Below are 23,758 nucleotides of genomic sequence, written 5' to 3'. Positions count from 1 at the left end.
AGCCCCTTAGTTGTTGTTTGTTACAAGTTCATCTACAAATGTAACGCGCCCAGCTTCTAATTCATGAATTCTTGCTAATGATTCTATACGATATCCATCTTCTTCTAATCGTTTTCTTCCGTCTTGGAAAGACTTTTCAATAACAATCCCAAGACCAGCCACTTTTGCTCCAGCTTGTTTGACAATATCAATAAGTCCTAATGCAGCTTGACCATTTGCAAGGAAATCATCAATAATTAAAACTGTGTCCTCTGCTTGAATAAAATCTTTTGATACAGTGATGTCATTTGTTTCTCTTTTTGTAAATGAGTAAACTTGGCTAACATACACATTCTCATTCATAGTCAGAGATTTTTTCTTACGTGCAAAAATAAGTGGTGTATTAAGGTTTGACGCGGCCATAAAACTAGGCGCGATCCCTGATGACTCTATTGTAAGAACTTTTGTAACCCCATCATCTTTAAATAAACGGGCAAATTCCTCACCGACAGCTCCCATTAACTCAACATCTACTTGGTGGTTCAAAAATGTATCGACTTTTAATACTTCAGATGAAAGAACATTTCCTCTTTCACGAATCGCTTGTTTTAATCGTTCCATCTAACTCAACTCCCTAAAAATTCAAATAAAAAACGGATACCAAGGCATCTGTTGATAAACGAGTGACCTTGATATCCGTCTTCTTTGCGTAGGACGAGAAAAACGACATATCTCTGCACTCGTAGTCAAGCCATTTACGGCAGCCTGGTAGAAACTTTTGGGCCATATTCCCAATGTTATACGAGTTTTTTATTTGATTGTTTGTGTATACGGGTAAGTATAGATGAAATGAGTGAAAAATGAAAGGGGTTTTTAATAAATTACGAATAAAAAGGTTGTTTTTAGAAAATTCGTTCGTTTAAACTATTAATAAAATAGAAGGGGAGGAAATAAGTGATAAAAAAAGAACTGCGAAGATTGAGGGAACTGAAGGTGGAGAATTTGGAGTATACTGGAATAAAGCTTATGATAACCTTGTATAAGCTCGGCGTTCGGCATATTCAAGACATTTTTCACAGACATGTATTGATTCGGTCGAACTCTTTTTATATTTTCTCATGTATGCTGTGGTTGCCTTACAGAAAAAGCACGATTTTCTTTTGAAGAAGCGTAGAATATGATTAAACAAATAATCACCTCATTTGAATTGAGAAGTAGAAATGTTAGGAGACAACGTTTGATTGTAAGTCATCCAATAAACCTCGTCTTAATAACTCGTCTTTTAGTAAAGAAATAAATTCTACATCTAATTGTAATTTTACAGATTGTTGATATGCTTCAAGTATAATCTTGTCTTCTAATCTCGTCAGCATTTCGACCTTCCTTTGCAATTTATTTTTTACATCTTATAAGTAATATTACCCTAATTGCAAAGTATTAGATAGTTATATTGTAGGGATTTTTAACATACATTTTTTTCCTGAAACGAATTTTCGGCTTTCTTGTCGATAAAAATAGAACTATATACTTATATAGAGTTAATTGAAAGGTGCCTTTGTCTTGGTTGGTTAAAAGGCACCTTTTTATTATGAAATTAGTAAACGCAAGCACATCCAACGATAACAAGTAAAATGAATAGAACAACAATTAGCGTGAAGCCATCGTGATACCTGTAACTCATATTAGTCATCTCCTTTCTTTCTGTTCATAACATTATATGAAAAGACTAAAGAAGAAGTTTAGGCATGTGCGGAGAGAACTGGAGTTTAGTTGCATTTTTCTATGTTTGTTTCGGTAGATTAAGGGTAAATTATGTGTACCTCCTATAATTGTCTTTGGTTTGACAACAGTATGAACCCATAATAAAATAGGTTAGAAATAAATAATAAGGTTGTTACTGATTTGATCAGGCAAGACTTAAAAAGTTATAGGGGTGCTTTAGGGTATCTCTATGTTTTTTAAGTCTTTTTTTATGATAACTGATGAAAAGGAGAATGAAAAAATGCTAAAAAAATTATTTGGTCTTGGAAAAAAAGAAGCAGAGCAAGTTCAACCGCAACAAGAGGTCGTTGTATCTCCAATTACAGGGAAGCTAGTTAATATTGAAGAAGTGCCAGACCCTATGTTTGCTCAAAAAATGATGGGAGACGGTGTTGCTATTGAACCAACTGAAGGCAAGGCGGTTGCACCAGTAGCAGGTGAGATTGTGCAAGTATTTCCAACGAAACATGCGATTGGATTAAAGACAAAAGGTGGAATTGAACTTCTATTACATATTGGTTTGGAAACCGTTAATATGAAAGGAGAAGGATTTACTGCTCATGTGAAAGAAGGAGATAAGGTTAATGTTGGTGATACATTGGTAGAGTTTGACTTAGACTTAATTAATGAAAAAGCAACAAGTACCATTACTCCGATTGTCATTACAAATATGGAAGCAGTTGCTAGCTTAGAGAAAGAAACAGCAGCAGAGACAGTGGCAGGAGAGACGCCTCTTTTAACGTTGAAACTGTAACCAGTGTGGGGAGTTCGTACAAATGAGGATTAACAGAGTGCTAAATAACAATGTTGTCGTGGTGAAAGAAGGAGAAGATGAAATCATTGTCATGGGAGCAGGTATTGCTTTTGGCAAAAGTAAAAATGATATTATAAGTACTGATAAGATTGAGAAGGTTTTTGTCATGAAGGACAAGAATGAATATGAAAAGTTCACTCAAATTATTGACCAATTACCGGAAGCGCACATTGCAATTGCAGAAGAAATCATTACCTATGCGGAAAAAGCATTAAAAACCAAATTAAATGAACATGTCCACGTTGCGTTAACTGACCATCTATCATTCGCCATTGAACGGATAAAACAAGGGTTTCAATTAAAAAATAAGCTGTTAAATGAAATTCGTGTTCTTTATTCAGCTGAATATGAGGTTGGTCTTTGGGCCCTTGAGTTGATTGAGCAAAGACTTAATATTCGCTTGCTTGAGGACGAAGCAGGCCATATTGCCCTACATCTGCATACTGCTAAAATGAATGCTCTTACAATGGATCAGGCCATGAACACAACCGTTGTCTTGAATGAACTAATAGAAAAAATTGAACAAAAGCTTAACGTGAAGGTAGCTGAAGATTCAATTTCATATCAACGCTTATTAACCCATTTAAATTTTGCACTCAGACGAGTAGCTGAAGGACAGCCTTTTGACGATGTGGATCAAGATATGCACAAATTAGTTAAAGAAAAGCATAGATCAGCCTATCATACGGCAACAGAGATCGGACGTTATTTAGCCGAAACACATCAGTACGATCTTCCACCTTCCGAACTTGTCTATTTAACATTACACATTCAACGAATTGAACGTAATAAAGGTGATGAGGTGTCATAATGAAAGGAATTATCTGTTTAGGTGAAGCGTTAATTGATTTTATTCCTCTTGATCAAGAAAATACATCATATCAAAAAAGTCCAGGTGGGGCACCTGCAAATGTAGCTGTAGCTGTATCGAAACTTGGAGCCAAGTCAAGTTTCCTGGGGAAAGTTGGAAATGATGTACTAGGCCATTTTATGCAAGAGACGTTGGAGCATCATGGAGTTGATATTACTCATATGACTTTAACCGATGAAGCGCGAACGGGTGTCGTTTTCGTTACATTGGATAAGACAGGAGAACGTAATTTTAGCTTTTATATCGATCCAAGTGCCGACCGCTTTTTAAGAACGAATGACTTAAACGATTCGCTATTTTCTAATAATAGAGTGTTGCACTTCGGTTCAATTTCAATGATAAGTGAACCAAGTAAAACAGCGACTATAGAAGCCGTAAAAAGGGCAAAAGAAAGCGGTCTAATTATATCCTATGATCCTAATTTACGACTTAGCTTATGGCCTTCAGCTGAGCAAGCAAGAGAAACGATTCTATCAATGTTAGGTGAAGCCGACGTAGTTAAAATATCTGAAGAAGAACTGGAGTTCTTAACAGAAGAAAAAGAGCTTGAAAAAGGAATTGCGAAGTTATCAACCTACCATATTCCTGCCTTAGTTGTCACATTTGGTGCAGATGGAAGCTATCTTCATGTAAATGGAGAGACGATTCATGTTCCGGCTATGAAAGTAGAGACGGTGGATACGACTGGTGCAGGTGATGCGTTTGTCTCAGGAGTTCTTTTTAATTTGAATGAAGAACATACAAATGTTAATCAGATTTCAACTGACCGTTGGAAGGAAATTTTGACATTTGCATCTGTCTCAGGCGCATTGGCTGCGTCAACACGTGGTGCTATGACCGCATTGCCTACAATTGATGAAGTAACTGAATATTTGAAGAAAATGTAATTAAAGAAAAAGATAAAAATTTGTCTTAGACTAGGGCACGGAAAAGGTAAAGCCAACCTTTTCCGTGCCCTGTTTTCTATTATTCACACTTATATAAATACTAAGGTAAACCCCTTGTATAATTTTACCATTTAGTTATAATAAAAATAGTTTAGAGAATTATGTGAATATTTCTACTAAAATACTTGACAAAAGAATATGGTTAATTAAGGAGGGGTGCGAATGAAAGGATAATAACTACTTTAACATAAATGAAGTAATCGATATTTAGAACACGTATGAGGAAAGCAAGGTGGATGTACATGACTGAAACACAAGTAGAGAAATTCATTAATCAAATGGCTAATAAATATACCGTTCAGTTCAATGTATATCGAGATGAGACTATTGGTGACATACCTTTGAATTTCTATGCAGAATTTCAGAGACGCGATGAAAAATATTTAATGTCTAAATCAGTAAAAGTATGGAGTGTTGAAACACAGCAGTATGCGTTTGTAAAGCAAGAAGACAACCTCTCAAAGGAAAAACTCCATCAGTTTGCTAAAGTTTTGGATTCTCATATCCCGTCGTTTATCCCTGAAAAACAAGAGCATATGTCAACTTACTTTATCGGTGTGATGGTAACAAATGAATCTGTTAAAAAGGAATTGCAGAATTATGTACAAAGGGCGAGAAAGCTCCAATTTTTAAAGTTTGGTTGGCATGGCTGGGCTGAGCGGTATCTTGCGATTGTTAGCTTAAAAGATAAACGTGTGTATGTAAATAGAAAGGGAAAAGAGTTTGTTAAAGCGTTTGAAGAAGCTTTAATGAAGGGGGATGTTACATTATGAACTTTATAACATTGATGATGATATGTGGAGTGATCCTTTTATTAGCTTACCGGATTTATGGAAGGTTTCTTGAAAAAGAATTAAAAGTGGATCCGAGCAGAACGACGCCAGCTGTTGAAATCAATGATGGGGTTGAATATGTCCCGGCTAAAAAACCGGTCTTATTAGGACATCACTTTGCTACAATTGCGGGTGGAGGACCTATTACGGGGCCGATTGCTGCAGTTGTATTTGGCTGGTTGCCAGCGGTTATTTGGATTATAGTAGGAAGTATTTTTGTAGGAGGAGTGCACGATTACACCTCTTTACAAGCATCAATTCGTCATAAAGCTCAATCTATTGGAAGCGTTATTAAAGAGTATATGGGTGGCCGAGGTCAGATCTTATTCTTATCTTTTTCCATTGCTACACTTATTTTAATTGTTGGTGTATTCATGATTTTGGTAGCGAATACATTTGTTGCAGTTCCTGAAGCCGCTACAGCATCGATCTTATTTTTAGGCGTTGCTATTATATTTGGTTTTTTAGTCAACCAATTACGAATGAACCTAGTTGTGGCAAGTATATTAGGTGTTGCTGCAATGCTTATATCCATTTGGGTTGGTATTCAATTCCCGGTACATTTAAGTGCACCAACTTGGTCTTTAATACTTCTTGGGTATGCATATGTTGCGTCTGTCTTGCCAGTTTGGCTTTTGCTTCAACCGCGAGACTATTTGAATGCATTTCTGTTGTATGGGCTAATTATAGGAGCGGTAATTGGGATACTAATTGCTTCACCGACGATGCAGCTACCAGCTTACACAGGTTTCAGACATGAAACAATGGGCTTTTTATTCCCAATTCTTTTTATTACCATTGCATGTGGAGCAATTTCCGGCTTTCACTCACTTGTTTCATCGGGTACGACAGCAAAGCAATTAGATAATGAAAAGAATGGGAAGTTTATCGCCTATGGCGCGATGTTACTCGAGGCATTTATGGCGATTATTACGATCGGTTCTGTAGCGTATTTAACACAAGCTGATTTTGCTGCAAGATTAGATGCACTTGGTGGTCCAATTGGAACATTTGCAGCTGGAATTGGCTATTTTATGTCATTCTGGGGCATTCCAGAAGCAACTGCCGTGACTTTTGCCGCTTTAACGGCTTCGGCCTTCTTATTAACTACACTGGATTCTGCAACTCGTTTGATGAGATATGCAGTCCAAGAGATCACTGAAAAACGTGCACCGAAAATGTTCCAAAACTCCCATGTTGCAACAACTACCGGATTAATAGGTGCGGCAGCACTAGCATTAACTGGTACGTGGGAACAAATTTGGCCATTATTTGGTTCCGCGAATCAAATGCTCGGTGCTCTTGCCTTGCTAGCTGTTGTTGTGTGGTTGAAGAAAACAGGTGCCAGAACGTTTTATGTTGTTATCCCGATGGTTTTTATGTTTATCGTTACGATTTCAGCTCTTGGCGTATTGATGTATAACAATTTTATGGCAAGCAATTATTTCTTGTTCTTCTCAGCCTTTGTATTATTTATATTATGTGTCTTTCTTGCAATTGAAGGCTGGAGGTCGATGTCGGATGATAAATCAGACCGAACAGTGAAAATGTAAATGCAACAAAGTGACTATATTATTGTACTACAAGAAAAAACGAACGGTTGCCATTTTGGCAGCCGTTCGTTTCATTTAAAAACTAAATCGTGGGAAAACATATGGACTTTCAGGTTGGTCAATGACTTCAATTTCACGCAATTGAATTAAAGGAATACGAAATTCATTGTAGTTTGTTTGGTCTAAAATACCTGTTACACGTACCCATGTGTCATTTTCAAACTGACTTGCTTCATTTGCTTCAACCATTGTTCCATATACAGAAGCATCGGCCACACAACATGTCATTCCAAAGCGCGCCACAACAAGCTGGTTATCTTCAAACTCAGGTTCGCGGTAAACAAAGCCGATAATTTCAATCGGTTTTCCAATAAATTGCTCTAATTGTAGGTCGAGCATTGTCATCATATCTAAATAATTCTCTTCCGTTACAACGATTTGGCCTTGCTCGAGAACTTCTTCAGTTAATTCCTCATAATATTGATTAAATCCTTCTTGTGTAAAATACTCATCAGGAGTAATATGATCTTCTTCCGAAATTTCAACCCCTGCTTCAAGATTATCAAAATAAGCATCTGGATCATCCAAATATGCTTCTGCTCGTGACACGGACTCTACTTTATTTTGCTCAGAAGCTGCTTGGTCAGCCAAAATCCCAGAACCATACTGAATACCACGATTGGCAGCAACAGAACTATCTAGTAATTTATCTGGTAGAACAAAGCCGAAAATGATCGGAGCTACAAATATAGAGTAAATAAGTAACTTAGTGACTGTTGAACCTGATACATTGTGATCAGTCCCGCAATCGCATAATTCCTCTTCTTCTTGCCCTTTACTTGTACTTCGAATGATTTGAATGACACCTAGTAATAAGAAGACTCCTGTTGCAAAATAAATAAATGGCATCATCGTAGGGGCAATATAATAGATAATATTGCCTGTAATAATAAAGGCGAGCATAAGTAAAGCAAAGCCTATCAGGATGATACCACGAATATAGGCGTGGAAGCCTAAGTCTGATTTCTTTTCCATATAACTCCTCCTCCTTTAAATAATGGCTAGTAGTTGCAGAGCAACAACTGCAATAAAGACAATAGCTGTAACAACCCCAATAAAAATCAATACAAATTTTGCTTTGAAGAAAGCAAATAACATAATCGTATTCTTTAAGTCAATCATTGGACCGTAGACTAAGAAGGCAATAAGCGAGCCTGTTGTAAATGTATTTCCGAATGATGCCGCAACGAATGCATCAGCTTCAGAACATAACGATAAAAGGAATGCAAAAGCCATCATGACAGCAGTCGAACTAAACTCATTGCTCCCGATTGCTAGTAAAATGCTACGATCAAGGAATGTTTGGAATAGTGCTGCAATAAAAGCACCTAAAATGAGAAATTTACCCATTAAGAAAAATTCATCCGCAGCATGGTAAAGGGTTTGTTTAAAACGATTCATTTTTCTTGGTGCAGTTGCCCCTGTTTCTAATACAACTTGACGCCCAACAAGTTCTTCTTTTGTCCATTTTAACTGATCACGATTTTTAAAGACAACGTATAATATCCCTCCGATAATAATTGAAAGGACAAAAGCAAGTCCCATCCGTGCATATAGAACGGTCAAATCTGTTCGAAAGGCGAAGAAGGTAGATGCTGCAACAACAGGATTTAAGATAGGGGCGGCTACTAAGAAGACCACACCAACGTGCAATGGCATTCCTTTTTTTATCAGCCGGCGAACAATTGGGACAATCGCACATTCACAAATTGGAAAAATAGCACCTAATACGGCAGCAGGCAAAAGAGCAGCATAAGCATTTTTCGGTAAGTAACGATGAATGATGTCTTCTTTTACGTAAATTTGTATGAGTGCTGAGACAAACACACCTAGCAAAATAAAAGGAACGGCTTCAATCACTATTCCAAGGAAAATCGTGTTTACATTTAGCCACGAATCGGGAACAGTAAAACCAGCACGTTCATCTTTAAAAGACTCAATATTAAAGAAAAGAATTAAGAATAACAAAAGTAAAACAAATCCTAAAAAGTCTTTTCCAAAAGAGAGAAAAAATTGTTTAAATTTATTCATTCAAATTCTCCTTATTGTACTCTATGAAAGTTCTTTCGCTATTTTAACATAGATTGAGTGAATGAAGTGTGAAATATCGTTTTGTAATAATGATGAAATCTTTGTAAGAATTTCAAAAAATCCTTTAAAAAATAAGGTAGCTTATAAGGATATTTCCTGTTACACTACGATAGTTATATTAGATTGAAAGTAGGTGTCATAAATGCTACAAGCGTTAATTATTTTTGTTGCACAGTTGATTTATGTTCCAGTCCTAACACTCCGAACGATCACGATGGTGAAAGGGATGAAAGGAAAAGCATCTGCTTTAGGAACTCTTGAAGGAGTTATTTATGTAGGCGCAATTGCCATTGTCTTTAGTGATTTATCTAACTATTTAAATATGGCTGCTTATGCTATTGGTTTTGGTGTAGGTTTATATATTGGTCAAATTATTGAACAGAAACTAGCAATAGGGTATGTATCGATTGAAGTGAATTTAATGAATAAAAATGAGCCTTTAACTGACCGACTTCGTGAAGTAGGGTTTAGTGTGTCAACGGGAGAAGTGGAAGGAATGAATGATGCAAAACGGTATCGTTTAGATTGTACAGCAAGAAGAGATCGCGAACAAGAATTTATTCAAATTGTAAGTTCCTATGAACCGAGCGCGTTTATTGTTTCCTATGAACCTCGTAATTTTAAAGGTGGCTATATCACAAAAGCAATGAAAAAGAGAAAAGAGAAATTTTTAAAAAGCAAACAAAAAGGGAGTGCCACTCTTTAATATGATTGAACGACTACAGATTACATGTAGTCGTTTTTTGATTACAAATAAGAACTCTTCTTATTTGTAAGAGTGAAAATTGTATGATATTTTAAAATAAGACTATTTTCATAAAGATTGTTGCTGTGAAGGAACGTTTTTACTCGTAGTGAAAAAGAGCGGAAGTCACTCGACACCTCCTTGCGGGTGCGAGTGGCTGGAGCTCAATGGAACGAACATGTGGAGAATACGTACCCCATAAAAACAACAAAGTATGCGAAGACAGCCTAAATAAAGGAGTGACATATGATGAGCCGAATTCCTGTCTATTTATTAACCGGTTTTTTAGGAAGTGGGAAAACAACAGTATTAAAGAAAATGGTAAGATTGATAAAGGACCAAGGAAAGCAACCTGCATTAATAATGAATGAACTCGGTTCTGAGAATGTTGAAAAGGAACTGTTTGAAGATGAAGCTATGATCGAACTCCTCAATGGTTGTATTTGTTGTACAATTCAAGATGATATGAGGAATGAATTAATTCAATTTTTGAAGCAAAACCACGACATAGATGTTTTATTAATAGAAGGAACTGGAATTGCCAATCCAGCAGAAATTGTTGAATCTCTTACCCATCCAGAATTAATCGATCAAGTAAGCATTCAAACGATCATTGGAATGGTAGATGCTAGCCGCTATCTTGAATATCAAAGCTTATTCCAAAGCTCAAAAGAAATTAGAACGATGCTAAAGCAGCAAATTACTTCAAGTATGCTTCTAGTTGTAAACAAAACAGATCTCATTGATGAGAAAAAACTAAAAAAAGTTATAACAAAAATAGAAGAAGTAAAGCTGAAAGATGTTCCAATAGTAAAAGCAAAATATGGGGATGTGTCTGAGAAAGCTTTATTTGAAAAACGCTTTTTAACTGAGATCGTCCCTGTAAATAATCATTCGAGTCATCATCATCATCATCACCATCATCATACTCATCCATTTCAAGCGATTAAACTTGAAGGGGTCGAAGTAATCGAAAAAAGAAGCTTTGAAAAATGGTTAAAAGATCAAGAATCAATTTTACGTGCAAAAGGTTATATTGCTTTTGAAGGTGATCAACAATTGTACTCATTTCAATATGCTGCGGATCAACTTGAGGTGCACCCGATTGAGTCAAATAAAAAAACATGTATTATTCTAATCGGGACAAGTCTAGATCAAGAACAGATTCGTCGGTCTTTAACAGAATTTGCAAAGCAAATCGGTTGATTATAGTAATTCTTTGCTTCAAAATTGAAGACGACAATTAAGCCACTGGAAAAGGGGAGTGTTCTTTGTGAGAGTATTAGTTATTGGTGCAAACGGTCAGGTAGCGCGTCACACATTAACAAAACTAAATGAGGCTGGGCATACTCCTGTTGCGATGATCCGTAATGCAGAGCAAGAAACAGCTGTAAAAGAAAAAGGGGCAAAAGAAACAATAATCGCCGATTTAGAAGCTAATTTTGATCACGCATTTAACGGGATTGAAGCAGTAATTTTTGCCGCTGGTTCAGGAGGACATACAGGGGCAGATAAAACGATCTTAATCGATCTTTGGGGTGCAGTGAAAGCCATTGATACAGCCGAGCGACTTGGAGTGAAACGTTTTGTCATGTTAAGCTCTATGGGAACGATTGATCCTGATAAAAGTGAACGAATTCGTCATTATCTTGTAGCAAAGAAGTTAGCTGATGATCACTTAAAACGTTCAAGTTTGGACTATACGATTGTACGACCAGGCAGTTTAACAAATGAGCCTGCGAAAAAGCTTCTCAAACTAGAAGAAGAAATTCAAGTGCGGGACAACACGATAACAAGAGAAGATGTAGCGATCGTTCTTGCTGAGGTTATAGACCAAAAAACATCATATGGTAAGACGTTTGAAATTCTAAATGGCGATACACCGATACAGCAAGCACTAGATAAGTTATAAAAAAGAGGTTTGTCTCAAATCCGATAAGATGTAGCGACTCCGCACATTGCTTTGGGGGTTATTGCAAAAGGTCAAAATCATACCTTTGCGATAACCCCTTTTTCATACATTTTTTTAGGTGTAATATAATTTAATCTAACCATTCTTTGTAACAAGTGATGGAGAATTCAAAGGGGATGGGGGGATGAAATGAATGCAATTTTTGGTTTAGCTCAAGAGATGTTTGTTTTATTAGTAATTGGGCTAATAGGCTTTATCATGAGAAAGGTGAACATATTACCAAAAGAATCGAATTTAGTCTTAACACAAGTCGTACTATATATTACTCTTCCTTGTCTCATTATTTTCTCTATGGACATTCAAATGTCTATGGAGTTGGTACTAGATATTTCATGGTTGATCGGACTGTCTGTTTTTGCCTTACTTTGTACAACGGGTACAGGTTATTGGCTAAGAAAAAAAGCAACGCTACCTGATAATCGAAAGGGAGTGTATGAGGCTGCGATTATCTTTGGTAACCAAGGCTTTATTGGATATGCGATAGCTTTTTTGTTATTTGGAGAAATTGGAGTATTGTATACTGCCTTTTTTATGATTTTTTTCTTGTTTTATGTATGGACGTATGTTGTGTATGTCGTTGCAAGGGCAGGGCAGAAGGTCTCGTGGAGGCAGATCTTGCTTAATCCAGGTGTTATTGCCACAACAATCGGATTTCTTGTCATGATTCTGCCTTTTCGCCTTCCGCCTATACTCGGGGGAGTGCTTGAAGATATAGGGACTATGACATTGCCTTTATCTATGATATTAATTGGGAGTTTACTATCAAGTATAGATGGAAAACAGTTTAAACAATTAATAAAAAATCGATATATTTGGTATGCTACAGGAGCTAAGTTACTGTTACTTCCACTTTTTTTAATTCCTTTCTTATGGATGCCTGTTTCTACAACGGTGATGGGAGTTGCTATACTAGTGACAGCAACTCCAACTGCTCCGACAGTTCCGATGTTTGCCAAGAAGTATAGTGGTGATGTAGGGTTCGCTACTTTTACAGTGGCAACGACAACTATTCTATGTGTACTAACCATTCCGCTTTTTTACGCTTTGATTTTGCTTGTTAGATAGAAAAGCAATTATTTTTGAGGGGACTTTTCAAGCATACACAAAGCAATAACGCATGAACTATAAGAAAAGGCCGCATGCGCGGCCTTTTCTTATAGTTCGATAATCATACTGTTGTCTAGAAAGAAATAAACAAAAATTGCTGCGACGAAACAGTACAATGCAAAGTATACAAGTTTGCTTTTCTTTAAGAATTCAATTAACCAGACAATACCAAGCCAAGAAAAAATAAATGTAGCAATAAAGGAAACAATTAATGCAGGAATTCCAACTTCTGCAACCATTGCACCGTCAGCAAAGTCTCCAATCGCTAACACACTTGAGCCAAGAATGACAGGAATGGAAAGTAAGAAAGAATAACGAACAGCTGTATCGCGATTTAGACCAGCAAATAATGCTGTAACAAGTGTTGCTCCAGAACGAGAAATTCCTGGGAATACGGCTAACGTTTGTCCTAGTCCAACAAAAATGGAGTCTTTAAATGTCATTTGTTCCTCTGTACGGTCCCCGTATTGAACAAAACGTTCAATGATAATAAGAAATAGTCCTGTTACAGCTAAAGCAATAGCAATAAAAGGAGGGGTTTTCATAGAAGCTCCAATGAAGTCTTCAAGAAGGAGCCCAAGTACTCCTGTTATAAGTGTTGCAACAATGATGTAGATTCCAAAGAAGAATTGTGTACGGTTGTCTTTTGAACGATTAGCAAGATATCCAATGAATCCAAAAATGACAACTAAAATGTCTTTTCTAAAATAAATCATAACGGCAAGGATAGAAGCGAAGTGCAGATATATCTCAAATCCAAATCCTGGAAATTGATACCCTAATACTAGTTGAGTAATGACGATGTGTGCAGTACTAGAAATTGGTAAAAACTCTGTGATTCCTTGAACAATTCCAAATATTAAAGCTTCAATAATTGACATGAATTTAATCCGTCCTTTCTAATATGTGACCCACTAACTTATTATTCTACCAAACTTATTATCTTCAGGAAAGATTCATTTTACATTGTTGATCGTTTATTTTTAGTTGCTTGACTTGCGTTTTTAAGAAACAAATCCCTATAATACGAAGTAGATAGTAAAGATGGTTATAGGGGAGACGAATAAATGAAACGTAGAGCCACAATTTTTATCCTAGGCGTTGTAACTGTCCTGATAATTGGAATCATTTTTTTGCAAGAACGTCAGGAAATTGGGAACGAGCCAGGTATGATTGCCGAGAACTTTTCATTGCCAATGTATACAGAGGATTCAGGTGAATTATGGGACTATCGAGATGATGTCATTATTTTAAATATGTGGGCATCATGGTGTGAACCGTGTCGAGATGAAATGCCTGATTTAATGGACTTACAAGCTGACTATGAAGATAAAGGGTTAAGTGTCGTAACGGTTAATATGCAAAAAACGGAACGGACTTTACATGATGCTCCCGATTTTATAGAAGAAATCGGCATTACATTGCCAGTTTTCTTTGATGTAGACGGTGATGTTGCAGATCGTTATAAGATCTTCGGAATGCCAATGACATATATAATAGATAGAGAAGGTGTGATTGAACACGTTATTCGTGGTGAAGTCGACTATGAAGGGCTTGAATCATTAATACTCCCTTTGTTATAGCTTAATCAAAATGTGTCTATATCTTACCGTTTTTTGGAAACAATAAGAAAGGTTATTTATTATTTTTAACCTAATAAGCTCCTAGTAAGGCGTGAGTGCATGTATAAAGAAATAGAAGCTAAGGTTCTTGGTATTAGTTTTGAAGATCATTCCATTCAAAAGTTAGTTACCGATAATGGAAGTAACAAAGCGATATTATATAAGCAATTTACACCACGAGCTGAGATCGGGAACCTTATTCTCATTAATACAACTGCCACTGAATTAAAGTTAGGAACAGGTGGGTGGGATATTGTAAGGTCCCACATTCATAGTGATTATTGGCAATCAAATGAGTGTAGGGGACATATTATGAAAGCACGCTATACGCCTATTCAGCACAGTGTGTTAGCTGTTGAGGCGCAAGAAAGTGATTATCATCAACATTTTAAGGAAGGCTTTTCTCTTACCGGGAATCCTGTGTGGCTTGCTGAATTACATAGTATGGTTCCATTATTTTATTATGTATTACAAGAATTTAACCCTGGACTCAAATGTTGTGTTATTTTTGATGATCAAGCCTCGTTACCTTTAACGATGAGTGATCAGTTGCGGAAGCTTGAAGAGCAAATGCATTTTTATTCTATAAGTGTCGGTCAAGCATTTGGTGCTCAGTATGAAGCGGTTACTGTTGCATCGGCATTGCAATTTGCTACGCAAGTACTTAAAGCGGAGATTATTTTAATATCTGTAGGACCAGGTGTCATCGGTACAGGAACACGATATGGCTTTACAGGAATGGCACAATCACATTGGTCTCATACAGTCAGTGCACTTAACGGGAAGCCTATTTGGATTCCTAGAATGTCATTTGCGGATAAACGCAAGCGTCATAATGGCATCAGCCATCATACATTAACACCATTGTTTGAATTTACGTTTAAGCCTGCAATTTTACCTATTCCTTATTTGCAGAATCATGAACGTCAAAATGTTATCGATCAATTGAAGTCTTATCAATCTCAAACAAGTCATCACATTCGCTTTGCTGATGATGACTGTGTTTCTACAGTAGTTGAACAGGTAGCCAAAAAGTCGATGCTACCAATTCAAACAATGGGACGTAAATACGAAGATGACCCTGTTTTTTTCTGTGCGGTAGCAGAAGCACTCAGAGTGGGTCTACAGTCAGTAGAATGAATTACATCAACCCATTGTTCCAACGTATCAAAGGACTTTTGCATTTGTTTTAACTTTGCTTGAATTTCCCATGCCTTTCCAGCCATAATAACACCTTTTTTATGAACGTACACTTTCATTATAGGACTCGTCCCTTCAAGTAGATTATGGTACACGTTATGAAGGGATTGGAAGAAAAAGAACTGAAAGTTACACGAATACATGTTTTGGAGGAGAAAATGAACCATTTATATGAAAAGACCGTAACAACTAAGCAAATCTTTAAAGGGAAAGTTATTGATTTAGAAGTAAAGGAGGTAGAGCTCCCTAATGGAAAAATGAGTTCGCGTGAAATAGTTAAGCACCCAGGAGCTGTAGCAGTCGTGCCTATGACAAAAGAAGGGAACATTGTCCTTGTAAGACAGTACCGAAAAGCTCTAGGGAAAACAATTGTAGAAATACCAGCAGGGAAGCTTGAAAAGGGAGAAAATCCTCTTGAATCAGCTGCGAGAGAACTGGAAGAGGAAACAGGCTATAAAACAAAAAAACTAGATTTTCTTTTATCTTTTTATACGTCACCGGGTTTTGCTGATGAATTAATCTATCTATATTTTACAGATGAACTTGAAAAAGGAACAGTAAATATGGATGAGGATGAGTTTTTAGATCTGATAGAAGTTAGTCTTGAAGAGGCAGAAAAAATGGTGAAGGATCAAACCATTCATGATGCAAAAACAGCGTATGCAATTTTATATATGCGGATGAAAGCAGGTTTTAAGTCATGATAGATTTACGAGAGTATGTAGCTGATTTACACATTCACATTGGCAGAACCCGTTTGGGGGCAGCAGTTAAAATAACTGCTGCTCCTTCTTTGACTATAAGCTCCATCATTCAATATGCAGTTTTAACAAAAGGGGTTGATTTGATCGGGGTAATCGATTGTCATGTAAAGGAAGTCATACTTGAACTAGAAGAGAAAATAGAAAATGGAGAAGCATTTCCATTAGAAGGTGGTGGGATTCAGTTTCCTGGGGTGACATTGCTGCTAGGAACGGAACTAGAGTTACTAGATGAAAACTGCAAAGGACCTATTCATGTGCTTGCCTACATGCCTACAATTGAAAAAATGAAAGAGTTTAGCGAGTGGTTAGCAAAAAGGATGACCAATCCAAATCTAAGCTCCCAAAGAATTTATGAAAAGGCAAAAGTAGTTCAATTAAAAGTACGAGAACTAGGAGGTTTGTTTATACCAGCGCATGTGTTCACTCCTTTTAAGAGCTTATACGGAAAAGGAGTCACATCGAGCTTAACAGAAGTGCTTGATCCAAAGTTAATTGATGCCATTGAACTAGGCTTAAGTAGTGATACAAATATGGCTGATCAAATCAAAGAATTACATGCATACCCATATTTAACGAACTCTGATGCCCATTCGTTAGAGAAAATTGCAAGAGAGTATCAAATGGTAAAAATGAAACAACCGTCGTTTCAAGAGTTCAGACTTGCCTTGCAAAAGAAACAAGGTAGAAAAATTAGTAGCAACTTCGGTTTAAATCCCCTTCTAGGCAAGTATTATCGAACAACTTGTGCAAAATGTTCAAAACAAATAGAGGGAAAAGGGTGTTCTAATTGTCAAAGCTCAAAAATAGTTAAAGGAGTTTTTGAGCGATTGCTAGAGTTAAGGTCCTCTGATGGTCAAGAAACGCACCGTCCACCGTATATCCATCAAGTACCATTACAATTTATACCGAAATTAGGAAAACAAACATTAAAGAAACTTAGAGACCGTTTTGGGACAGATATGAACATAATCCATTCAGTTCCCATAGAAGATTTGTTACAGGTTGTATCAAAGCCTGTTGCAGAAGCGATTATTGGTGCCAGAGAGGGGACACTTTCTATTAACGCTGGTGGTGGAGGTGTTTATGGGAAGATTGCAACGAGGAAATAGTAAGTCTTATTTATAAAAGGTAAACTTTCTATTTTTTCTATTGATTCTAACGTTGCTACACGCTGTTAAAAAAAACTATAGAAACATCATTGTCATAGATTCAACCCTTATCTCATAGAGTGAAGTAAGAGCAAAAGAGGAGGTCTTGGCATGATGAAGTACGGTTTACGTGATATGATAGCTACCCATTTAGAAGAGAACCGAGCGATCTATGTATTTACAGTCGTTTTATTTTTAATAGGGATCGTTTTTGGAGCAATCGTTGTTAATAGCTTGAGCTTAACGCAAAAGCATGATTTATATACGTATTTGAACCAATTTTTTGGACATGTTCAACAAGGTGAATTAGCGCAGTCATCGGCTTTATTTAGTCAGAGCTTTGCTCATTATGCAAAATATTTTGGGCTAATGTGGATTCTAGGTTTGTCAATTATTGGCCTGCCAGTTATTCTCGTTTTGCTTTTCTTAAAAGGAGTAGTTGTTGGTTTTACAGTAGGGTTTCTAGTCAATCAAATGGGGATGTCGGGATTCTTTTTAGCGTTTGTATCGATCATGCCGCAAAATTTCATCTTAGTACCTGCGTTCATAATTGTAGGTACTGCTAGTATTTCATTTTGCTTGAAGATGGTTCGCCAACAATTTATGAAACGAACAAATATGCCTATTTTTCCGCAATTTCTTAAATACTCCCTACTTATTTTATGTGTAGGTTCTGCACTCGCATTTGCTTCTGCATTTGAGGCATACGTATCGCCTGTTTTAATGAAATGGGTAATTGAATCTATGGTATAATTATTATTATTTGATAATAATTATAACTACATAAATAATAATCATTATCGATTGACACTGTTTTTTTGAATGATTATAATAAAAGGAGGGAAACTGCGCGAGGGGAGGCATAACGAATGGAGAAAAGACTCGAACGTATTAAAAAGCATCTGCACTCACAAAGTTACAAGCTCACACCACAGCGGGAAGCAACGGTTCGCGTTCTTCTTGAACATGAAGAGGATCATTTAAGTGCAGAGGACGTTTACCTCCTCGTAAAAGAAAAATCACCAGAGATCGGACTAGCTACAGTATACCGAACGTTGGAGTTACTGGCTGAATTAAAAATAGTCGATAAAATAAATTTTGGAGATGGTGTATCTCGTTTTGATTTACGGCAAGAAGGTGCAGCTCATTTTCACCACCATCTTGTTTGTATTGAATGTGGAGCTGTTGATGAGATACAAGAAGATTTATTAGGTGATGTCGAAGAGGTTGTTGAACGTGATTGGAATTTTAAAATAAAAGATCATCGTCTAACGTTTCATGGAATTTGTCATCGTTGCCATGATAAAGAAAAAATAGAAGAGAACTAACAGTAAAAAGCGCCCGCTGGATGTTGAGTCTAGTGGGTGCTTTTGTCTGTGTTTAATATAGAAGGTAAACTTAATTTTATTGTAATGCGTATGGATTAATAGGTATATTCCATATGGTTTTTGGCATAGCTTGTAAAAAGGGGAATCGTACAAGAAGTCATAAGCGGAGGTATGTCCCATGAAATCTTGGTTTCGTTTAGTTATACAAACAATAAAAGTGTTTCTCTTATTTATGGGATGCACACTTCTCTTTTATTATGGTATTCTATGGGTGAGTCAAGAATATGAGAGTTATCATCGCTATGATGAGCCTCAAGGGAAAGCTGTTAAGGTTTTCCAGATGGAACAAGATGGAGGGGATCCTGTTTCGTGGATTGAACGACTTATGCTGTTCTATCGAGAAGGTGAGTAAGCGGATGACTCATAACTAAGGTGATAGAGATGGAACAAGAAAGAAACGAGTTTCTTCATTACATACAATTGGAACGCAGACTTGCAAAAAATACGGTTCAATCGTATGAACGTGATTTGAAACAGTACGAGCTATATGTAAAAAGTGCCGCAAAGAAGAAAAGTGTTCATGATATTGATCAACCGACGATTGTTGAATATTTGCATTTTTTGAAAGAGCAAGGACGTGCCGATACAACGATTGCTAGAACCATTGCATCAATAAGGGCGTTTCATCAATTTTTGCTTCGAGAAAACTTAGCGAGTTCGGATCCTTCTGTTCATCTGGATATTCCAAAACGTACGAAACGATTGCCGCAAATTTTATCTTTGCAAGAAGTCGAAGCCCTACTTAATGCTCCCTCTGGAAATGATGTGTTCTCAATTAGAAATCGAGCGATGTTGGAAACATTATATGCTACGGGGATGCGTGTGTCAGAGTTAATGAATGTAACGGTTACGAATACGAATCTAACGATGGGGTTTGTTAGATGTATTGGCAAGGCAGAAAAGGAGCGAATTATTCCACTAGGAGGGCAAGCGACGAAAGCTTTACAAAAGTACCTTGAAAGTAGTCGACGAAACCTTATGAAAAACAAACAACATGACGTATTATTTGTTAATCATTTAGGAAGCCCGCTATCTAGACAGGGTTTTTGGAAAATTTTAAAGCAGCTTGCTGCCATTGCTTCTATCGAGAAACCTTTAACCCCGCATACATTGAGACATTCATTTGCAAGCCACTTAGTCGCAAATGGTGCAGATCTTAGAGCGGTTCAAGAGATGCTAGGACATGTAGACATTGCGACGACGCAAATGTATACACAGGTAACGAAAGCAAAAATGAAAGACGTCTATGCTCAGTATCATCCACGAGCATAGAATTTTTATGCTGTGTGAGGTCAGACTTCTGACAACTGAACTTTGTTCAAGTTGACTCAAAAATCGGGCATAGTATGTAATAAAAGGAGGAATTTAGCAGTGAGTAATTATCGTTATGATCGAGTATTTTTAATTGTAATGGACTCCGTTGGAATTGGTGAAGCTCCAGATGCAGCCGAATTTGGTGATGTAGGCTCTCATACACTTAGGTCTATTGCTGAAGTGATGGATGGATTAACGATGCCAAATATGGCGGCACTCGGTCTAAGTCATATTCGAGAAATAAAAGGGATTGAAAAAGTAGACAGTCCACTAGGGCACTATGGGATTATGCAGGAGGCATCAAGCGGGAAAGATACGATGACGGGACATTGGGAACTAATGGGCTTACATATTAAAGAGCCTTTTCGTGTTTTTCCAGATGGATTCCCTAAAGAACTAGTTGAGGAATTGGAGCGTCAATGGGGTAGAAAGATGATTGGGAATAAAGTGGCTTCAGGTACAGAAATTTTAGAAGAACTTGGAGACGAGCATGTGAAAACAGGAAATTTAATCGTCTATACCTCAGCGGATTCTGTTTTGCAAATAGCGGCTCACGAGGATGTCGTTCCGATTGAGGAGTTATATGACATTTGCGAAAAAGCACGTAAGGTTACTCTCGATCCGAAATATATGATTGGTCGTGTAATTGCAAGACCTTTTGTAGGGAAAGCCGGCGAGTGGAAACGAACATCTAATCGTCATGATTATGCGTTAAAGCCTTTTGACCGTACTGTTATGAATGAGCTTGCAGATAACGGGATTGATTCCATTGCACTTGGGAAAATCTCTGACATTTATGATGGAGAAGGTGTAACAAAAGCTGTTCGAACGGTATCTAATGATGATGGCATGGAGAAATTACTTGAGACAATTCGCAAGCCTTTTACTGGGTTATGCTTTATAAATTTAGTAGATTTTGATGCGGTATATGGACATCGCCGTGATCCTATTGGTTATGGAAAAGCATTAGAGCAATTTGATCGCCAACTTAAGCAGGTAATGGAAGAGCTTAAAGAGAATGATTTACTAATCATTACTGCTGACCATGGCAACGATCCGACACATCATGGGACAGATCATACGAGGGAGTTTGTACCATTAATTGTTTACAACAAGAAGCAAACAAGTGCGAAAGACCTTGGGGTGCGTACAACATTTGCTGATGTTGGGGCAACCATTGCTGATAACTTCGGTGTTCCGCTTCCAAAACATGGGGTAAGCTTTTTACACGAACTTTAATTAAGGAGGAAAAATAGTGACTACAATTACAGAAACCGCTTCATATTTACGAGGGAAAATGATCGAAACACCATCTATTGGTTTAATTTTAGGTTCGGGATTAGGTGTATTAGCAGATGAAATTCAAAATCCAGTAAAAGTGCCATATAGTGAAATTCCCAATTTCCCAGTTTCAACGGTAGCTGGCCATGCAGGTCAACTTGTATTTGGAATGCTAGAGGGAAAGCAAGTAGTAGCGATGCAAGGACGTTTTCACTTTTATGAAGGGTATAGCATGAGCGTTGTTACTTTTCCAGTTCGTGTTATGAAAGCACTAGGTGTCGAACAAATTATTGTAACGAATGCAGCAGGTGGTGTGAATGAATCATATGAGCCAGGTAACTTAATGATCATTAAAGATCAAATTAACAACATGGGACAAAATCCATTAATTGGCCCAAATGATGAAGCCTTTGGAGTGCGTTTTCCGGATATGTCTAGTGCCTATTCAGAACGTCTTCGAGAGCTTGCTCGAGATCAAGCAGAAAAACTTACGATTAACGTACAGGAAGGCGTGTATGTAGGAAATACGGGGCCTTCTTATGAAACACCAGCTGAAATTCGTATGCTTCGTACGTTAGGTGCTGACGCTGTTGGGATGTCAACGGTTCCTGAAGTGATAGTTGCCCGCCATGCAGGACTTGAGGTACTTGGTATCTCATGTATTTCCAATATGGCAGCAGGAATATTACCTCAGCCTCTTACACACGATGAAGTTATTGAAACGACAGAAAAAGTAAAATCAGACTTCTTAGCGTTAGTAAAATCCATCGTGAAAGAAATGTAAGAGCAGGAATAGAGAAATAGTAATGGAAAAACAGAGGCGGTTTGAGTAAGTAATCGTATCATCGGTCAAACTGTAACTTTTTTTAGTAGAAGAAAAAAGGATGTGACACAGATGCGAATGGTAGACCTTATTGAGAAGAAACGAGACGGTCATGAATTAACGAAAGAGGAGATTTACTTTGCTATTGAAGGCTACACAAAGGGGGAGATTCCAGACTATCAAATGTCTGCTCTTGCAATGGCAATCTTCTTTCAAGACATGACAACAAACGAACGGGCGGAATTAACCATGGCGATGGTGCAGTCTGGTGATCAAATTGACTTATCTGCTATAGAAGGGGTGAAAGTAGATAAGCATTCCACTGGGGGAGTGGGCGATAAAACGACAATCGCTTTGGCCCCACTTGTTGCGGCTGTTGGTGTTCCTGTCGCTAAAATGTCGGGGCGTGGCTTAGGGCATACTGGTGGGACAATTGATAAGCTTGAAGCCATTCCAGGATTTAGTGTCGAGATAACAACTCAACAATTCACTGAATTAGTTAATAAAAATAAGCTCTCTGTTGTCGGCCAAACAGGTAATTTAACACCAGCGGATAAAAAGTTATATTCTCTAAGGGATGTAACAGCAACGGTCAACTCGATCCCTCTTATAGCTAGTTCGATTATGAGTAAAAAAATTGCTTCAGGAGCTGATGCAATTGTACTTGATGTGAAAACAGGTTCCGGCGCATTTATGAAACAATTGGATCAATCAAAACAACTAGCACAGGCAATGGTCGAAATTGGAAATAGCCTTGGTCGTGAAACGATGGCGATTATCTCTGATATGAATCAGCCTCTTGGGTATACGATTGGAAATGCACTAGAAGTAAAAGAAGCCATTGAGATGCTTCGTGGTGGTGGACCAGATGATTTACGCGAGTTATGTTTAACGCTTGGAAGCCAAATGGTTTTTCTAGCAAAAAAAGCAGCGTCTATTAAAGAAGCACGTCAACAACTTGAGAATGCTATTGCAGATGGAACGGCACTTGAAGCATTAAAAGTGTTTATCGAAGCACAAAATGGAGCGCCTTCTGTAGTAGATCATCCTGAGACCCTTCCCGAAGCTAGCTACAAAGTAGAAGTGCTAGCAAAACAAGCTGGAACTGTTTCAGCCATTGTAGCAGATAAAATCGGTACTGCTGCGATGTTACTCGGAGCAGGTCGGGCAACGAAAGATTCAGAAATTGATTTAGCGGTAGGTATTGTTTTACATAAAAAAATCGGTGATATTGTTCGAGCAGGGGAAGCAATCGCGACGTTACATGCGAATCAAGAGAATGTAAGGAATGTCATGGAAATGGTGCATGCTGCGTATTCTTTTACGGACGGACCGGTCGCTAAACCAACGCTTATCTATGATGAGATTCATTGATGAATTTTAGAAGAGCAGGCTCTATGGGGTCTGCTTTTTTGTGTGCGCCAGGCATGGCGACTATCTAGGTGGTGAAAGTCCACTGTGGAGGTACACATCAACTAACCACTA

The 23,758-nt window shown here is 37.5% G+C and carries 27 protein-coding genes and 1 riboswitch; of the genes, 20 read left to right on the top strand and 7 right to left on the bottom strand.

What is annotated here, in order from left to right:
* Window positions 1–6: 6 nt before the first annotated feature.
* From SAY88_RS19950 to SAY88_RS19940, 3 genes are all read right to left on the bottom strand, one after another.
* Window positions 7–600, bottom strand: a complete 594-nt coding sequence (locus tag SAY88_RS19950; RefSeq protein ID WP_332633906.1) for a xanthine phosphoribosyltransferase — start codon at window positions 598–600, stop codon at window positions 7–9.
* 102 nt (window positions 601–702) lie between these two features.
* A riboswitch (purine riboswitch) is annotated at window positions 703–804 on the bottom strand.
* A gap of 398 nt (window positions 805–1,202) precedes the next feature.
* Window positions 1,203–1,352, bottom strand: a complete 150-nt coding sequence (gene sda / locus SAY88_RS19945) for a sporulation histidine kinase inhibitor Sda (protein ID WP_332633905.1) — start codon at window positions 1,350–1,352, stop codon at window positions 1,203–1,205.
* A 221-nt stretch (window positions 1,353–1,573) separates the two neighbouring features.
* Window positions 1,574–1,660 carry a YjcZ family sporulation protein gene (locus tag SAY88_RS19940; protein WP_250096181.1) on the bottom strand — a complete coding sequence of 29 codons (87 nt, stop codon included), beginning with the start codon at window positions 1,658–1,660 and terminating at the stop codon, window positions 1,574–1,576.
* 321 nt (window positions 1,661–1,981) lie between these two features.
* Here SAY88_RS19940 and SAY88_RS19935 point away from each other — a divergent pair, with 321 nt between their 5' ends.
* The 5 genes from SAY88_RS19935 (at window position 1,982) to SAY88_RS19915 (ending at window position 6,758) form a co-directional block, all read left to right on the top strand.
* A complete protein-coding gene (locus SAY88_RS19935; protein ID WP_332633904.1) occupies window positions 1,982–2,494 on the top strand; it encodes a PTS sugar transporter subunit IIA in 513 nt (170 codons plus the stop codon).
* Window positions 2,495–2,516: 22 nt separating this feature from the next.
* Window positions 2,517–3,365, top strand: a complete 849-nt coding sequence (locus SAY88_RS19930) for a PRD domain-containing protein (protein ID WP_332633903.1) — start codon at window positions 2,517–2,519, stop codon at window positions 3,363–3,365.
* Window positions 3,365–4,312, top strand: coding sequence for a carbohydrate kinase family protein (locus tag SAY88_RS19925; RefSeq protein ID WP_332633902.1), 948 nt, complete (start codon window positions 3,365–3,367; stop codon window positions 4,310–4,312). Before SAY88_RS19930 ends, SAY88_RS19925 begins: the two co-directional genes overlap by 1 nt.
* 302 nt (window positions 4,313–4,614) lie before the next feature.
* Complete coding sequence (locus SAY88_RS19920; RefSeq protein ID WP_332633901.1) at window positions 4,615–5,145, top strand: DUF8052 family protein; 531 nt, start codon at window positions 4,615–4,617, stop codon at window positions 5,143–5,145.
* Entirely contained in the window at window positions 5,142–6,758 is a 1,617-nt protein-coding gene (locus tag SAY88_RS19915; protein ID WP_332633900.1) for a carbon starvation CstA family protein, read from the top strand. The genes SAY88_RS19920 and SAY88_RS19915 overlap by 4 nt, the downstream gene beginning before the upstream one ends.
* A 75-nt stretch (window positions 6,759–6,833) precedes the next feature.
* Here the strand turns inward: SAY88_RS19915 and SAY88_RS19910 are convergent, their stop codons facing one another.
* Together SAY88_RS19910 and SAY88_RS19905 are read right to left on the bottom strand one after the other, a co-directional pair.
* A complete protein-coding gene (locus SAY88_RS19910; RefSeq protein WP_332633899.1) occupies window positions 6,834–7,793 on the bottom strand; it encodes a TIGR03943 family putative permease subunit in 960 nt (319 codons plus the stop codon).
* Window positions 7,794–7,808: 15 nt separating this feature from the next.
* Window positions 7,809–8,849: a permease gene (locus SAY88_RS19905; RefSeq protein WP_332633898.1), complete on the bottom strand. Its 1,041-nt coding sequence runs from the start codon at window positions 8,847–8,849 to the stop codon at window positions 7,809–7,811.
* 202 nt (window positions 8,850–9,051) lie between these two features.
* Here SAY88_RS19905 and SAY88_RS19900 point away from each other — a divergent pair, with 202 nt between their 5' ends.
* The 4 genes from SAY88_RS19900 (at window position 9,052) to SAY88_RS19885 (ending at window position 12,691) form a co-directional block, all read left to right on the top strand.
* A complete protein-coding gene (locus tag SAY88_RS19900) occupies window positions 9,052–9,615 on the top strand; it encodes a DUF2179 domain-containing protein (RefSeq protein WP_332633897.1) in 564 nt (187 codons plus the stop codon).
* Window positions 9,616–9,900: 285 nt separating this feature from the next.
* A complete protein-coding gene (locus SAY88_RS19895; protein WP_332633896.1) occupies window positions 9,901–10,860 on the top strand; it encodes a CobW family GTP-binding protein in 960 nt (319 codons plus the stop codon).
* A gap of 67 nt (window positions 10,861–10,927) precedes the next feature.
* Entirely contained in the window at window positions 10,928–11,566 is a 639-nt protein-coding gene (locus SAY88_RS19890) for an SDR family oxidoreductase (RefSeq protein WP_332633895.1), read from the top strand.
* A gap of 189 nt (window positions 11,567–11,755) precedes the next feature.
* A complete protein-coding gene (locus SAY88_RS19885; protein ID WP_332633894.1) occupies window positions 11,756–12,691 on the top strand; it encodes an AEC family transporter in 936 nt (311 codons plus the stop codon).
* Window positions 12,692–12,780: 89 nt separating this feature from the next.
* Here the strand turns inward: SAY88_RS19885 and uppP are convergent, their stop codons facing one another.
* Window positions 12,781–13,614, bottom strand: a complete 834-nt coding sequence (gene uppP, locus SAY88_RS19880) for an undecaprenyl-diphosphatase UppP (protein ID WP_332633893.1) — start codon at window positions 13,612–13,614, stop codon at window positions 12,781–12,783.
* Window positions 13,615–13,800: 186 nt separating this feature from the next.
* On the opposite strand from uppP, the gene SAY88_RS19875 reads away from it, so the two are divergent.
* Window positions 13,801–14,316: a TlpA disulfide reductase family protein gene (locus tag SAY88_RS19875; protein WP_332633892.1), complete on the top strand. Its 516-nt coding sequence runs from the start codon at window positions 13,801–13,803 to the stop codon at window positions 14,314–14,316.
* A 99-nt stretch (window positions 14,317–14,415) separates the two neighbouring features.
* Window positions 14,416–15,495, top strand: a complete 1,080-nt coding sequence (locus SAY88_RS19870; RefSeq protein WP_332633891.1) for a DUF3866 family protein — start codon at window positions 14,416–14,418, stop codon at window positions 15,493–15,495.
* Here SAY88_RS19870 and mciZ read toward each other — a convergent pair.
* A complete protein-coding gene (gene mciZ / locus SAY88_RS19865) occupies window positions 15,405–15,614 on the bottom strand; it encodes a Z-ring formation inhibitor MciZ (protein WP_332633890.1) in 210 nt (69 codons plus the stop codon). The two genes, SAY88_RS19870 and mciZ, sit on opposite strands and share 91 nt — an antisense overlap.
* Before the next feature lie 99 nt (window positions 15,615–15,713).
* Between mciZ and SAY88_RS19860 the strand changes: the two genes are divergently transcribed.
* The 9 genes from SAY88_RS19860 to SAY88_RS19820 all read left to right on the top strand — a co-directional run bounded on the left by SAY88_RS19860 (window position 15,714) and on the right by SAY88_RS19820 (window position 23,647).
* Window positions 15,714–16,259: an NUDIX hydrolase gene (locus SAY88_RS19860; RefSeq protein ID WP_332633889.1), complete on the top strand. Its 546-nt coding sequence runs from the start codon at window positions 15,714–15,716 to the stop codon at window positions 16,257–16,259.
* Window positions 16,256–17,428, top strand: a complete 1,173-nt coding sequence (locus tag SAY88_RS19855) for an endonuclease Q family protein (RefSeq protein ID WP_332633888.1) — start codon at window positions 16,256–16,258, stop codon at window positions 17,426–17,428. The genes SAY88_RS19860 and SAY88_RS19855 overlap by 4 nt, the downstream gene beginning before the upstream one ends.
* Window positions 17,429–17,581: 153 nt before the next feature.
* Window positions 17,582–18,220: a stage II sporulation protein M gene (gene spoIIM, locus SAY88_RS19850; protein ID WP_332633922.1), complete on the top strand. Its 639-nt coding sequence runs from the start codon at window positions 17,582–17,584 to the stop codon at window positions 18,218–18,220.
* 116 nt (window positions 18,221–18,336) lie between these two features.
* Complete coding sequence (fur, locus tag SAY88_RS19845; RefSeq protein ID WP_332633887.1) at window positions 18,337–18,795, top strand: ferric iron uptake transcriptional regulator; 459 nt, start codon at window positions 18,337–18,339, stop codon at window positions 18,793–18,795.
* A 178-nt stretch (window positions 18,796–18,973) separates the two neighbouring features.
* Window positions 18,974–19,207: a YqzK family protein gene (locus SAY88_RS19840; protein ID WP_332633886.1), complete on the top strand. Its 234-nt coding sequence runs from the start codon at window positions 18,974–18,976 to the stop codon at window positions 19,205–19,207.
* 29 nt (window positions 19,208–19,236) lie between these two features.
* Window positions 19,237–20,127 carry a site-specific tyrosine recombinase XerD gene (gene xerD, locus SAY88_RS19835; protein ID WP_332633885.1) on the top strand — a complete coding sequence of 297 codons (891 nt, stop codon included), beginning with the start codon at window positions 19,237–19,239 and terminating at the stop codon, window positions 20,125–20,127.
* Window positions 20,128–20,226: 99 nt separating this feature from the next.
* Window positions 20,227–21,408, top strand: coding sequence for a phosphopentomutase (gene deoB / locus SAY88_RS19830; protein WP_332633884.1), 1,182 nt, complete (start codon window positions 20,227–20,229; stop codon window positions 21,406–21,408).
* A gap of 16 nt (window positions 21,409–21,424) precedes the next feature.
* Entirely contained in the window at window positions 21,425–22,234 is an 810-nt protein-coding gene (locus SAY88_RS19825) for a purine-nucleoside phosphorylase (protein ID WP_332633883.1), read from the top strand.
* A gap of 111 nt (window positions 22,235–22,345) precedes the next feature.
* Window positions 22,346–23,647: a pyrimidine-nucleoside phosphorylase gene (locus SAY88_RS19820; protein ID WP_332633882.1), complete on the top strand. Its 1,302-nt coding sequence runs from the start codon at window positions 22,346–22,348 to the stop codon at window positions 23,645–23,647.
* Window positions 23,648–23,758: the final 111 nt, after the last annotated feature.

It is taken from the genome of Halalkalibacter flavus (assembly GCF_036663575.1).
GTDB classification, from domain to species: domain Bacteria; phylum Bacillota; class Bacilli; order Bacillales; family Bacillaceae_D; genus Halalkalibacter; species Halalkalibacter flavus.
This window is presented reverse-complemented; position numbering and strand designations above follow the sequence as displayed.